The organism is Chitinophaga sp. 05T412 (assembly GCF_056396465.1).
The window spans coordinates 163895-178306 of record NZ_JBFTLN010000003.1; the positions used below are offsets into that span (position 1 = coordinate 163895).

The window sequence follows — 14412 nt, forward strand, 5'->3', positions numbered from 1 at the left end:
TGCAAGGATAAAAGCACTTATTTTAAGAAACAACATCTACCAGTCCATCTTCCTGTAATTTTTTAAACGCCATCAACACCCCTGCCACCTGGTGTTCTTCTTTTAAATATTCCGCCAGATCAAAATAATGGATAGCACCTATTTCGGCAGAAGGACGCGGCGTTTGCTGCAGCTCATGCAGGAAACAATCCTGCCGCATCTCCAGCTGATGTTCTCCAAAAGCAGGCGCCGTAATATGATAATACCAACGAAGGCTGTCGGCCGGCAAATCCAGGTTCAGCTCCTCGCGGATTTCCCGCTGCAAGCCTGCCAATGCGGTTTCACCGGGATCAGTTTTTCCACCCGGTAAATACCAGGCCCCTTTATTCTTACTGAATGCCAATAATAATTTCCGGTCTTTTACTACAATCAGGCCGGCACAATTGATATAGTTCATGCCACAAAAATAATGAAGCGGGGCCACTCCTGCCCTCCAAAAATTCAAGTGTTTATTATATATTCACGGGTACATTTAATGCTCTGTATGAATAAAAGTCGCCTTGAAGCCTTCAGCGATGGCGTTATCGCTATCATCATCACCATCATGGTGCTGGAAATTAAAGTCCCGCATGGTGCCGAGTGGAAAGACCTGCTGCCACTCTATCCTACGGTACTCAGTTATATTATCAGTTTTATTTATGTAGGCATTTACTGGTGTAACCATCACCATCTGTTACATACGGTGAAAAGAGTTGGCCCGGGCATTATGTGGTCCAATATGCATTTATTGTTTTGGCTATCACTCATCCCCTTTGCTACTGCCTGGATGGGCGATAACCACTTCGCGCCGCATACCCTCATCCTGTATGCCCTGCTGCTGATGATGTGTGGCGTTGCTTTTACGATACTGCAACAGGTCATCGTGAAATGTCATCCGTCGTATGAACCGGCTATGATAGCGGTTTTAACGCAACAACGCAAGAAAGCCCTGCTTTCTGTGGGATTGTATATACTGGCTATTCCGATGGCCTTTTACAGCGCAGCCTTATCTGGCGCCCTGTTTGTAGTGGTCGCCATTATCTGGTTGATTCCCGATCAAAATATTGCCCGCGTACTGGAAGGAGAAGGCGAATAAACAGTACTGCACGAGAAAATCCGGTAAAAAGCGCCTATTTTCACTATTTTTATCGGACTTTCTTTTTAATTGAGACGTGACGCGATATAGTTCCTATACAGATAAAGACTTATGTGAGTTGTTGAAACACGGCGATGAAGTGGCGTTCACCACCCTCTATGATCGTTACTGGGCCGACATCTACCGCAATGCCATGAAGTTGCTGGGCGATGCCAATGATGCGGAAGATGTGGTGCAGGAACTATTTGAATCTATCTGGAAACGCCGGGAAGTGCTTCAAATTAACGGCGCCATGGCCGCCTATCTGCACACCAGCGCCCGGTATATCTCCCTTCATCTCATAGAAAAAAATGTCACCAAAGCAGAATACGCGGATGCCCTCCAACTGGCAGAAATTCCCCTGGTAGAATCCCATATGGATGCCAAAACCCTGGAATCGGCCATCGATAAAATCATAGATACTCTCCCGGATAAAATGAAAATGGTATTTCTCCTGAGCCGCCGGGAACATCTCTCCCATAAAGAGATCGCGGAGCAGCTGCAGATCTCCGAGGAAACAGTCAAAAAGCAGGTCTACAACGCTCTGAAGGCCATCCGGCAACATCTGGGTGCGGTACCATTGGGTATGCTGATCACCGCAATTTATGCCGCTTGACACCCTCTCTGAAAATTTTTTTTAAAATATTTTCATTTTCTCTACCACCTCTTCCTTCTTTTACACACATACTATTACAGGCGTTATTAAAAGTCTGTATGTATGCCCAACAGTGAACACATCAGGATACTGCTACAGCGCTACCGGGAAGGACGATGTACTCCGGAAGAAATACAGCTCATCGAAAACTGGTACCAGCAGCAGCTGGACAAGTCGGCCTGGGATTTTCAGCCGGGAGAAGAAGCCATTACCGGTAACCGGATCAAAGCCCGGATGCTGGAGCGGCTATCGCTTTCCGGAGAAACCACGCCCGTAAAAGCGATCCCTTTCTACCAGAAAAAATGGTACCGCATGGCCGCAGCCGCCGGCTTGCTGCTCCTGCTCGCAGCAGGCGCAAAATACTGGATGGGCATGTCTACCCCGCCACCCGCGCAGAAAGCAGCTCCTATGGTACAAGATGCAAAGCCAGGTGGTAATAAAGCCGTACTGACCTTGTCCAACGGAGAACATATTTTGCTGGACAGCGCCGCCAACGGGCAGCTGCCCCAACAAGGCAATGCACAGGTACAACAGGTGGTGAATGGGCAACTGGTATACCAGGCCACCGCAAACAATGCCAGCAGCATTGTATATAATACGCTGACCACGCCCCGCGGCGGACAATACCAACTGCAATTACCCGATGGTACACAGATATGGCTCAACGCTGCTTCTTCTATTACTTATCCCACCACTTTTGCCGGAAAAGAGCGGAGTGTAAGTATTACGGGAGAAGTATACTTTGAAGTGGCCCCAAATGTCCATCAGCCCTTCCGGGTCAAAGCCGGTAGCCTGGCGATAGATGTGCTGGGTACCCATTTTAACGTAAACGCCTACACGGATGAAGCCAGCGTAAGTACTACCCTGCTGGAAGGAAGTGTAAAAGTGAGCAAGGGAAACCAATCGCGGCAGCTGGCAGCGGGTGAGCAGGCTAACATCTCGCCCGAAGGGCAAATGACCTATATCAAGCATGCGGACCTGGACCAGGTAATGGCCTGGAAAAATGGCAAATTCATTTTCGGCGAGAAAGCGGATATCTATACCGTGATGCGTCAGATAGCGCGCTGGTACGATGTTGACGTAGTATATGAGGGTAAAGTCAACCAACACTTCTGGGGATCTATGTCGCGCGAAGCCAATGCCTCCCAGGTATTCAAACTGCTGGAAGCCACTGGTGGTGTACACTTTGTCCTGGAAGGGAAGAAAGTAACCGTGATGCCCGCATCAAAATAACAAGGAATAAAGGTGACCAAAAACAAAACCGCTCCGGGGGTCGAGACCGAAGCGGGAAAACGTTCAGGTTTACCTACTGATACCGTCTGTTCGGACTGCTCAATTTATCAACCTAAACAAATGCAAAGCTATGCAATTTAAAGCTCTTTGTAACCCTGCACGAGGCAGGACAATCACCAAAATGCTGATGATCATGAAACTCACAGCCGTACTATTATTATCGGTATGTCTCACCGTGAGCGCTACCGGATATGCTCAAATATCGTTGTCGGAGCAAAACAGTCCTTTGCAAAAAGTATTCAAAGAAATACAGCAACAAAGTGGCTATGATTTTTTATGTACTTACGAACTGCTGGAAAAAGCCGGTAAAGTATCCGTGAACGTGCGCAACGTATCTGTACAAGCGGCCATAGAAGCCACTTTAAAAGGTAAAAGCTTAACCTGGTATATGCAGGGCAACACCGTAGTGATTAAACCACTGCCCACGGCGGTAGCTGCTACCGCTGATACCACGCATACGCCCATGGATATACGCGGTACCATCACCGACGAGAAAGGTGCCCCTGTTCCCGGCGCTACCATCGTGGTCACCGAAACCCGGAAATCCACGCCTGCCAACACCAATGGCGCCTTTGAACTGAAAGACGTGAAAGCCGGCTATACATTGGAAATATCCTGTATCGGCTATGAACCGAGAAGAGTTCCCATAAAAGATCACACCACGCTCAACATCATCTTACAAACATCTACCTTAAAACTAAAAGAGGTAGTCATGGTGGGATATGGCCAGCAACAAAAGATAAACCTCACCGGCGCCATCGCCACCGTGAGCGCCAAAGAACTGAGTGAAAACCACGCCACCCCGGCTGTTTCCGACATGCTTGCCGGTCGCATCTCCGGCCTGTACGTGACCAAAAGCAGTGGTGTACCGGGTGCCGGCTCCGACCTGAAAATCCGTGGCCTCAGCACCTTCAACAACTCCAGCCCACTCGTGATCGTAGATGGTATTCCAGGACGCAATATCGACGACCTGAACCCGGCGGATATCCAATCCGTATCTGTGTTGAAAGATGCTGCCGCCATCGCGGTATATGGCGCCAGAGCTGCCAACGGCGTAATCCTGATCACCACCAAAAAAGGAACGATTGGTAAGCCTGAAATCACTTTTGCCGCCAATATGATCAACCAGGTGCCTACACATATCTATAAAAGAGTGAACTCCTGGCAATATGCGGAACTGCAAAACGAAGCCCTGAAAAATGAAGATACCTACGATCCTTCACTGGGACTCGGCTACTCCGCGGAGCAGATTCAAAAATTCAAAGATGGCTCCGATCCTAACCGCTATCCCAACACCGATTGGTTAAGAACGCTCACCAAGCGGTCCATTATGCAATCTAATTATAACCTGTCGGCTTCCGGCGGTAACGACAACGCACGTTACTTCGTTTCCATAGGATACGTAAAAAACGGCGGACTGGTACCTATTGAAGATTACAGTCGCTGGAACCTGCGCAGCAACCTCGCCGCCAACATTACCCGCAACCTGAAACTGGAATTAAATGTAGCCGGCATTTTCAGCAAGCAGGAAGGACAAGACGTTTATGGCGGTACCTATATCATGAAACAAGCCTATGGCACACCTCCTACCCGCGTGAACCAGTTCACCAACGGCTTCTATGCACAGGTGCCGGAGCAACGGGGTAACTCTTATCTGCAGTCGATCGGCAAAGCCGGTTTCAGCACTACCAACACCAATACGTTGAACACCACCTTGTCCCTGCAATATGATTTGCCATGGGTAAAAGGCTTGTCAGTAAAGGGTACGGCGGCCTATGATAAAGGCTATGCATTCGGTAAAAACTTCACCACCCCTTACGAAGTATATACCATCAACAACGCAGGTGCCTATACGAAAGTAGCGCTGAATCCACCCGCTCCTTCTCTCGGTGAAAACTTCAATCAGCCGGTAGCACTGACCATGGAAGGATCTGTGCGTTATGAACGTGAATTGAATCAACACCACATTTCCGGGTTGTTGTTATACACGCAAACACAATCCAATTACGATAACTTCAGCACCTCCCGGAGGAACTTCGTTTCCGGTGCCTTACCGCAACTGAGTCTGGGTGATCCCACACAGGCATCCAATAGTGGCGGCGCTTCCCAGTCGGCCCGCAGAGGCGTGGTGGGCAGGGCTTCCTACGACTATGCTTCCCGCTACCTGCTGGAATTTAACTTCCGCTATGATGGATCAGATATCTTCCCTCCCGGCCACCGCTACGGATTTTTCCCTTCGGTATCCGGCGGATGGGTACTCTCTAATGAGCCTTTCTATAAGGAGCCTTTCAAAGGACTGGATTTCGTAAAAATCCGTGGTTCCTGGGGGCAGCTGGGCAACGACCGTGTGGCGCCTTACCAGTTCCTCTCCACCTATGCGCTGATTGGCGCCCCTTATTACGGTGGCGGTTACACGTTTGGCGGCCCCACACCAGTGTATTACCAGTCGTTACAGGCCGGTGTATTGCCTAACCCGTCCTTTACCTGGGAGAGAGCCGTGATGACCAACATCGGCCTGGAAGCACACTACAAGGGCGACCTGATCACCCTGGAAGCAGAATATTTCCGTAAGCGTACCCGCGATATCCTGGCGGCGCCGGCATTACAGGTGCCTTCTGTGGTAGGTTTGGGATTACCTGATTACAACAATGGTATCGTAGATAACAGCGGCATTGAAATAACGCTGTCGCATACACGTCGCCTTGGCGCTTTTGCTTACTATATCAATACCAACATCAGCATCAACCGCAACAAAATTGTTTCCTTCCCTGAATCCCTGAGTACACCGGCATGGCAGAAAGTAACCGGTACGTCAGTAGCCAGCTATTCTATTGTAGATCCGCTCGTAGGCCGCCTGGGGTATCAGTCGGACGGACTGTATCAATCACAGAAAGAAGTACACGATGGCCCTACTCCACTGTATGGCACCGTGGCCGCGGGTGATATCCGCTACAAAGATATTGACGGCGACGGCGCCATTACACCCAACGACCGGGTAGTACTGGGGCAGCATTTCTTCCCGGGTATTCAGTATGGTATCCGTTGGGGTGGCAGCTACAAAGGGATTGAATTAAATGTATTGTTGCAGGGATCAGGTAATGTACAGGCCTACAACTCTACTATCAATTCACGTGTAGGCGTTAGCGGTAGCAGCCAGCTGCTGGATCACTGGACACCGGACAACAAGTCGGCCACCTATCCGCGCTTATGGATCGCCTACCAGAACAACGCCGAAGTATCTGATTACTGGGTAGTGAATGCGGCCTATATGCGCCTGAAAAACCTGGAGCTGGCCTATAACCTGCCGAAACAGCTGTTACAGCGTGCGGGCATAAAAAACCTGCGTCTCTCTGTTTCCGGTAACAACCTGCTCACCTTTACTCACTTCAAATTGTTTGATCCGGAAACTGCCGGCCAGATCACCGATCCGCTGATGAAATCATATTCAGCCGGTGCTTCGCTGCAATTCTAAGATGCACAATTAAAAAAGTTATTCTCATTAAATCAGGCGTATCATGATAAAAAATAAAAAAGTTACCGGATTCCTGGTGTTAGGACTGGCCCTCGTGATGGGCGGCGCCTGCAACAAGGATTTTTTAAATAAAGGACCACTGGATCAGTACAGCGATGAAAATGTGTGGAAAGACAGTGCGCTGATCACCCGGTATGTAGCGGATATCTATAGTAACTTAATCACCACTTACGATTATGTAGGTAGTTATAACTCGATTAACCAGGGCATGATACCCGCAGATATTACGGATGAAGCACAGTCGAATTTTCCCGGCGGCTATCCGGATCTGATCAACCAGGGACAATACAATGCGTCCACCAATCTATTCGACGCCTTCTGGTCCCTGCCCAGCAGCGGTGGCTTTCACCAAAATGGGGCCTATGAAAATATCCGCAAGTGCAATATGTTTTTATCGCGTGTAGACGAGATGCCTTTCAGCGCGCCTATGAAACAGCGGATCACCGGGGAAGTAAGATTTCTGCGGGCTTATAACTATCAGTTGCTGTATTCCATTTTCGGCCGCTTTCCGATCATCGATAAAGTGCTGAACATCACCGACGACCTCACCATACCAAGAGGCACCGATGAAGCTTGTCGCACCTTTATCATCAACGACCTGGATGCCGCTGCCAGCCTGCTACCGGTGAAATACGCCAGCCCCGCAGATCTGGGCAGAATCACCAAAGGCGCCGCTCTCGGTATGAAGTGCCGCCTGCTGCTCAATGCAAAACAATATGAAGCCGCATCTGCAGCAGCGCTGGAAGTAATGAAACTGAACACCTACGATTTATTCCATGACTACGCCGGTATTTTCTACCCGCAAAATGATGATAACGTAGAAGTGATTTTCAACAAAGAATACGGCAGCGATCAAAGCGGACAAACACATACACTGGACCTTTACCAGAACTCTGCTTTCTTCACCGGCTTCTTTAGTCCGGAAGATGTGCCCACCCAAAACATGGTGGATCAATACCTGATGACCGACGGTAAGCCCTGGGATGAATCAGCTTTGTATGATGCTAAAAAGCCTTATGCCAACAGAGATCCCCGCATGGAAGCCAGCATTATATATGATGGTACTACCTGGAGAGGGGAAGAGATAGATATGCAACTGGGATCTGCCTTCAACCCTATTGCCGGTAGTCCTTCGCTGACAGGCTACATGTTCCGTAAATTCCTGAATCCGAATTATGTGTTCTATGGTAACAACGCCAACTATCAAAACTGTGTGGTGCTGCGTCTGGCGGAAATATACCTGAACTATGCGGAATGCCAGCTGAAATTGGGTAACCCGGAAGAAGCCCGCAAATATGTGAACCTGCTGCGTCGCCGCGTAAAGATGCCGGAAGTGGCACCGGGCAAAATGACCTGGGATATTTATGTGCGTGAGCGTACCGTGGAACTGGCCTTTGAAGGAGAGCGCCGCGCAGATATCCGTCGCTGGGACAAAGGAGCAGAGCTATTGGGCGGCACTATTTATGGCGTATCTATTGAAACCGTGAATGGCGGACGTGAGTACAAACGCAAAGTAGTAGAGAAGCGCGTATTTGAACCTAAGATGTATTATTTCCCTATTCCACTGTCGCAGTTACAGAAATATCCGGCAGGGAAAGTACTAGAGCAAAATCAGGGTTGGTAACTACCCCCTGCTATTCCAATCGGCAAGGCCACAAACAAATGTTTGTGGCCTTTTTATTTCAATTATTTCTTCATCTGAAAAGCGAGTAACCGAAGTCCGTTGAACACCACCAGCAAGGTAGATCCTTCGTGGGCAATCACTGCCGCGCCAATGGTAGCTACGCCCAGAATAGTGAGGGGAATCAGTATCGCCACCATGCCTAAACTCATCCACAAATTCTGGCGGATAATACCTTTCGACTTTCTGCTCAGCGCAATAGCAAAAGGCAKGTTATCCAGGTTGTCGGCCATCAACGCGATATCGGCAGTTTCCAGAGCTACCGCAGATCCGGCAGCACCCATGGCAATACCCACGGTACTTTTGGCCATGGCGGGAGCATCGTTTACACCATCGCCAATCATGGCTACCTGGCCTTCTTCCTGACTCAGCTTTTCAATGGCGGCTACTTTCTGCTCTGGCAGCAAGCTTCCCCAGGCGTCCGTAATACCGATTTTATTAGCTACGGCGGTGGCTACACGTTGATTATCACCCGTGAGCATCACCATCTTTTTAATCCCTATTTCTTTTAGCAAAGCCAGTGCGGATGCGGCCTCTTTGCGGGGTACATCCATCAGGGCTATTAATCCGATGATGGCGCCATTGAGCTGCACCACCATCGTAGTATTTCCTTCCTGCTCCAGCTGATCTACTTTGGCCGCTACTTCAGCCGGCATTTGCTGGCCGAGATGTTCGAATAAACCGAGGTTACCAATCACCACTTCTTTTCCCTGATACGCTGCTTTGATACCTCTTCCGGAAACGGCAGTAAGTCCTTCTGCACTGGGCACGTCTTTTTTCAGTCGCTCGAGACCACCTTTTACAATAGCAGCAGCCAACGGGTGATCACTCAGCTTTTCCACGGCTACCGCCACTTCCAGCACTTGTTCTTCCGTTGCGTTATTGAACGCCACTACGTTGGTTAATTGTGGTTTACCTTCTGTTAAGGTGCCTGTTTTATCGAATGCCAGGGCGGATAATCCTCCCAGTTGTTCCAGCGGGCCGCCACCTTTAATCAATACCCCACTACGGGCGGCGCGGGCAATACCACTTAACACAGCACTGGGCGTAGAAATGGCTAAGGCGCAAGGGCTGGCAGCCACCAACACAGAAATAGCGCGGTAAAAACTCTGACTGAATGTTTCATCAATCACCAGGAAGGCGAAGAGTAAGAGTACCACTAATCCTAATACCAGTGGCACAAAGTATTTTTCAAATTTATCGGTAAACAATTGTGTAGGCGATTTCTGCGCCTCGGTTTCATTCACCAGCTTGATTAAGCGCGCCAGTGTAGAATCTGCTGCTACGCTGGTGACCATTACTTCCAGCACCTGGCTTCCGTTGATGGTACCTGCATATACTTTATGTTCGGCACTTACATTCTTATCGGCTTGTTGCGGATCTGGTATCGGGGTTTTATCTACCGGAATACTTTCGCCGGTGATAGGTGCCTGATTCACACTGCTGCTACCTTTGATAACAATACCATCGGCAGATATTTTACTGTTGGGTTTTACGATGATAATATCATTGGCCAACAGTTCTTCTATGACTACTTCCTTTTCTTCCCCGTTGCGTCTGACGATGGCGGTTTTAGGCGCCAGTTCTGCCAGTGCAGCAATAGATTTGCGCGCTTTATTCATTGCGTAATGTTCCAGCGCATGTCCCAGACTAAACAGGAACAGTAATAGTGCACCTTCTGCCCAGTCGCCTAAAATAGCCGCGCCGATGGCCGCTACCAGCATCAGAAAATCAATTTCAAACTTGCCTTTGGCGATAGATTCCACCGCTTCCTTGGTGGTATAAAATCCGCCGAAGAAGTAGGCACCTATATATAACGACAAACTCAGCCAGGCTGGGGAGGCAGGCATAAAAGTGATGGCATAGCCAATACCTAATAATGCACCACAGATAAGGCTGAAAACGACTTCTGTATTCTTTCCGAAAATACCACCATGTTCATGACTATGATCGTGATCACCATTATGATCGTGGTCTTTTTTACAGGCGGCTGCAGGTGGCGCCGGTTGGGCTACTGCTTGCGTGCTGTTGTTGTCATCGGACTTCATCATGATATTCTTTTTAGCTATAAAATCATTGGTTCCGATACCGGGAGGGCATCAAAACACTATAACGGTAACGACTAAACTAAGTTAACTAAGGAATTGCCATACAGCAAAGGGTAAACAAGTATTTACAGGTACAGCTGTTATGTGCTCATCTTTCAATATTATAAAGGTAAACCTTCATACAGATCTTTCGGAAAAAAAGATTGCAACTCCGTTGTAAATGCGCCACAGATAAATGATACAGCGATGCGATTATTAAAATAACATGACAAAAATCAGAACACAATACCCGCAGCAATAACGCTTACATTTACGGATTTATCGCCAAAATCCACCTGGTTGTCGCCGGTTACCTGTGTAGGATAGCGGTACTTGTAACCGCGGAAAATATAGGACGCAAATATGCCGATTTTAGGAAAATGCCACGCAACACCTGCACCAACACCATAGAAGTATTTACCGGATTCATTAAAAGTAATGGTTTGTTGTCCGCCTGCGGCGGCGTTGATCGTTGCCGTACGACTTACATCATATACATTACGGCCAAACTGTCCGGTGATATAGGGTTCTATATGCAGGAAGCGGTGTTTTAGCTTGGCATCGGCAAACACTGGCACCAGGAGATGATCATTGTACGACGTCATTTCTACACCCGGTCCTACTGCCAGCGTATTATGTAACAGGGATACGTTACCAATAATACCACCGCCGCCGGTGCCATCATGTACCATACCGTATAGGTAGCCATTCAATAGTTTATTGCTTTGGGCTGCACTGAAAAGCGGCAGCAATAATAAAAGGAAGCATAATTTCCGCATATTCGTCGTTTTCTGGTTGTATTGTGTAATGGTAACACCTGGCGGGTATATATTGTTGCAGCATACTACCTTCTTTCAAGGGATGAACACCTGTGGCCTATATCCCACCCGGAAAGCATTCACCACCGATAACGGCGTTAATACCTGCACCTGCTCATCTCCGGGAAAGTAGTCTTTTTTCGTATATCCTTCCGGCGCCCACACATACAAGGCCTGTTCATACACCAGGCAAGCTTGCTGCTCAGATACCACGAAACAACCGTCCGGCAGCCGTTGAAGTGTATCCGTATACGTTACCTTTTCGCGACGGGGCGTTAATCGTTCCCGGTGTAGTATTTGATCAATTTCCCGGATAGATACCCGCTCGTCAAAACCATATTCCGGGTTCCCTTTCAGCCAATACGCTTTAAATCGATTATAATCAGCCCTGCGACACTCGTAACAGGGCCGGTGACCAGCAGCAAAGGACGTGGCTTCGTCCCGAAAAAACAACTCCGTATAACGATGAGGAGCCATCACAGTTCTATGCCGGTTTTTGAATTGCAGTACACAGGTAATCCAGGCTTTTAGTTTAAACGATCTTAGCACCTGCTGCTCATCATCATGCAGTATGCCTCTGTTGCCCATCCAGGCACCGCGGGCGTGGGTAAAAATGAGCCGGCCATATGGATCTACCCTGTTCTGTAGCATATGATATATTTTTCCGGAGATGAATACCTCCGGGAAGTTACCGAAAAACCGGGAGCTGCACAGCAGACTTCTCCTATTTTTGCCATTAGTAGTACTATATTGAAATACAGGTGTTTTCCAGGTAGTTTAAAGTATATTTAAACTACTTATTCAAATACAATGCGTAAAAAGCTTTCCACGTTCCTGATACTGGCTGTCGTTGCCCTACAAGCCAACAGCCAGCTTCGCCACACTATCTGGGATGTTCCCGCTATCTACCAGACACCCACTTACGAGGTGATCAGCAAAGACTCCGCAACAGGCATTCTTTATCAGGGACTTCCCTATCACAATGGCCCGCAACAGGTATTTGCTTATTACGCCACACCCGGTACGCTTACCGGCAATAAAAGCCTGGATCATCACCTGCCGGCTGTTGTACTCGTACACGGCGGAGGCGGCATGGCATTTAAAGAATGGGCTATGCTATGGGCAAAGAAAGGCTACGCCGCCATCGCCATGGACCTCCGCGGCAATGGCCCGGACAAGCAGCACCTGCCACATGGCTTCGTAGAACCAGACAACAAAACGCCTTATTTTACCATCACACCTGCCCTCTCCGATCAATGGATGTACCAGGCCGTTGCCGACGTGATACTCGCCAACAACCTGCTACGCAGCTTCCCCGAAGTAGATAGTAATCGTATAGCCCTCACCGGTATCAGCTGGGGCGGCATCCTCTCCTGCCTCATAGCTGGCATAGACAACCGGTATAAAGCAGTAGTACCTGTTTACGGCTGTGGCTACCTGTTCTACAACACCGCCATGCTCAAAGATATTGACCATCTCTCTCCTGCGGACAAACAAACCTGGATTCAGCAATACGATCCTTCTCAATATATCCACCGTGCTAAAATGCCCGTGCTCTTCATCAACGGCACCAACGACAGCCACTTCTATCTCGATAGCTATAAAAAAACATATGAACAGGTAAAAAACAGACAGCTCTGCATTAAGCCACGACTACATCACAGTCATCATGATGGCTGGCAAAGCGAGGAAATATTTGCTTTCATCAACAGCTATCTGAATGGTACGACGGCACTACCGCGAATTGTAAAAACCAATATTACGAAAGCAGGCATTCATGCAAAAGTGGTATCAGCGGAACCACTTGCTGCCGCGTATCTTCACTATACTACGGATACGGCTACACTGTTGAAAGATAAAGTGTGGCAAGCTATACCGGTGAATATAAAAGGGGAACGTATAACAGCTACACTGCCGCCACCTGGTACGCTGGTTTGGTATCTATCAGTAACGGATAAACGGGGAATGCAGGTGTCGGGAGATATTAATTTTAAAAGATGATACTTATGAAAAAGAGAGCGGGTCGGTGAGCATCCATGATGCCTGCCGACCCGCTCTCTTTTCTATTATTATGATTAGTCTATTTAGGTAGGATACTGCCCCGTAAGTACGTGGGCAATAAAATCCAAGGAAGAAACAAGTCTATAACTATACTATCCTTTATCTAGTGACAGACAGACTTTTCTCTACATGGTCCGTTAGAAAGAGATCGCCGTTTCTAAAAAGTTCGCTAGTTACCACTATATGATAGCCACCTTCTTTCGTAAAAGAAGTATCTAGAAGCAGCAGATGCCCTTCCAATCGTTTTAGTGTAATTACCTCATCATTTACTTTAGCCTGAAAGTGATTTTCATAACCTGGCGGCTCTGCATACGAAAAATATAATTTAAAATGCCTGCCCGGAGAAATAGTATCGGCAGAAATATCCCCATCAACTGAAGGGCTTATTGCCACGCCTTGTTCCTTAATTATATTTCCTAAAGTATCATATTTAATAACATAATATATTTCTCTCTTCAAATCTCTCTCATTATACAAAATAACCTTATTCTTGTGATAATATGTTATTGATCCAACAGGATTTCCTTTCCAAAAAAAGCAAGATGCCTCCAATGCCCCGTTCTCATCGTACTCATAAGTAGGTCCATTCAGTGTATCATTTAGATACATTTTCTGACTACTTAGTGTCCCATTGGGATAATATTCTTTGACAATACCATTTATATGGTTCATACCTATAGTATCCTTGCTCTTTTGATCATTTTTAGTCTGTCCTCCATTACAAAACTCAAAAAAACATGCAACTATCAGTACAAATACAATTGTGGATAGCTTACTGCATAACTTCATGAGGAACAGTAGTCGGTTTTTTTTCTCCATGATAATCTTCTGTTGCTGAATTATGATTATTCATTTTTCCCTTTGCCTCCACTGTTCCGCAAACTGTACAAGAGTCACCTCCTACTGGTATGACTACTTTACGTTTTACTTGCAGCAGGTACTTCAGGTTTGTCTTTCTTATGTGTATCTGGTGTATTCTCCGGCACCAACTCACTAGCGTCTTTCATTGCCGATCTACCGTCCGTAATATCGTCCATAAAAGCAGCTAGTTTTAAAAAGAAGTCACCCGTCCTGTTACCTCCACCAACTTCTTCTAATTTTACATCTGACAACTCCATAGGCAATCGAGATA

General features: G+C 47.6%; 12 protein-coding genes. 6 read left to right on the top strand and 6 right to left on the bottom strand.

The features are described from left to right. Window positions 1-22: 22 nt before the first annotated feature. Window positions 23-436: an NUDIX hydrolase gene (locus AC1DFM_RS07940; RefSeq protein ID WP_477076172.1), complete on the bottom strand. Its 414-nt coding sequence runs from the start codon at window positions 434-436 to the stop codon at window positions 23-25. A gap of 87 nt (window positions 437-523) precedes the next feature. Between AC1DFM_RS07940 and AC1DFM_RS07945 the strand changes: the two genes are divergently transcribed. The 5 genes from AC1DFM_RS07945 to AC1DFM_RS07965 all read left to right on the top strand — a co-directional run bounded on the left by AC1DFM_RS07945 (window position 524) and on the right by AC1DFM_RS07965 (window position 8257). Then, window positions 524-1114, top strand: a complete 591-nt coding sequence (locus AC1DFM_RS07945) for a TMEM175 family protein (RefSeq protein ID WP_477076173.1) — start codon at window positions 524-526, stop codon at window positions 1112-1114. 76 nt (window positions 1115-1190) lie between these two features. Beyond that, the gene (locus AC1DFM_RS07950; protein WP_477076174.1) at window positions 1191-1769 is read left to right on the top strand and encodes an RNA polymerase sigma factor; all 579 of its coding nucleotides are present in this window, start codon (window positions 1191-1193) and stop codon (window positions 1767-1769) included. 102 nt (window positions 1770-1871) lie between these two features. Further along, the gene (locus AC1DFM_RS07955) at window positions 1872-3041 is read left to right on the top strand and encodes a FecR family protein (RefSeq protein ID WP_477076175.1); all 1170 of its coding nucleotides are present in this window, start codon (window positions 1872-1874) and stop codon (window positions 3039-3041) included. Between the two features lie 193 nt (window positions 3042-3234). After that, window positions 3235-6573 carry a SusC/RagA family TonB-linked outer membrane protein gene (locus AC1DFM_RS07960; RefSeq protein ID WP_477076176.1) on the top strand — a complete coding sequence of 1113 codons (3339 nt, stop codon included), beginning with the start codon at window positions 3235-3237 and terminating at the stop codon, window positions 6571-6573. Between the two features lie 43 nt (window positions 6574-6616). After that, window positions 6617-8257, top strand: a complete 1641-nt coding sequence (locus AC1DFM_RS07965) for a RagB/SusD family nutrient uptake outer membrane protein (RefSeq protein WP_477076177.1) — start codon at window positions 6617-6619, stop codon at window positions 8255-8257. A 62-nt stretch (window positions 8258-8319) separates the two neighbouring features. On the opposite strand, the gene AC1DFM_RS07970 is transcribed toward AC1DFM_RS07965, so the two are convergent. The 3 genes from AC1DFM_RS07970 to AC1DFM_RS07980 form a co-directional block, all read right to left on the bottom strand. Continuing rightward, window positions 8320-10365, bottom strand: a complete 2046-nt coding sequence (locus AC1DFM_RS07970) for a heavy metal translocating P-type ATPase (protein ID WP_477076178.1) — start codon at window positions 10363-10365, stop codon at window positions 8320-8322. 272 nt (window positions 10366-10637) lie between these two features. Next, window positions 10638-11180 carry a hypothetical protein gene (locus AC1DFM_RS07975; protein WP_477076179.1) on the bottom strand — a complete coding sequence of 181 codons (543 nt, stop codon included), beginning with the start codon at window positions 11178-11180 and terminating at the stop codon, window positions 10638-10640. A 75-nt stretch (window positions 11181-11255) separates the two neighbouring features. Continuing rightward, window positions 11256-11870, bottom strand: a complete 615-nt coding sequence (locus AC1DFM_RS07980; RefSeq protein ID WP_477076180.1) for a hypothetical protein — start codon at window positions 11868-11870, stop codon at window positions 11256-11258. A 159-nt stretch (window positions 11871-12029) separates the two neighbouring features. On the opposite strand from AC1DFM_RS07980, the gene AC1DFM_RS07985 reads away from it, so the two are divergent. Beyond that, on the top strand, window positions 12030-13220 hold the full coding sequence (locus tag AC1DFM_RS07985; protein WP_477076181.1) for an alpha/beta hydrolase family protein: 1191 nt from the start codon (window positions 12030-12032) through the stop codon (window positions 13218-13220). 159 nt (window positions 13221-13379) lie between these two features. Here AC1DFM_RS07985 and AC1DFM_RS07990 read toward each other — a convergent pair whose 3' ends face one another. Both AC1DFM_RS07990 and AC1DFM_RS07995 read right to left on the bottom strand, forming a co-directional pair. Further along, window positions 13380-14099, bottom strand: a complete 720-nt coding sequence (locus tag AC1DFM_RS07990) for a toxin-antitoxin system YwqK family antitoxin (protein WP_477076182.1) — start codon at window positions 14097-14099, stop codon at window positions 13380-13382. Between the two features lie 98 nt (window positions 14100-14197). Beyond that, window positions 14198-14398, bottom strand: coding sequence for a hypothetical protein (locus AC1DFM_RS07995; protein ID WP_477076183.1), 201 nt, complete (start codon window positions 14396-14398; stop codon window positions 14198-14200). Window positions 14399-14412: the final 14 nt, after the last annotated feature.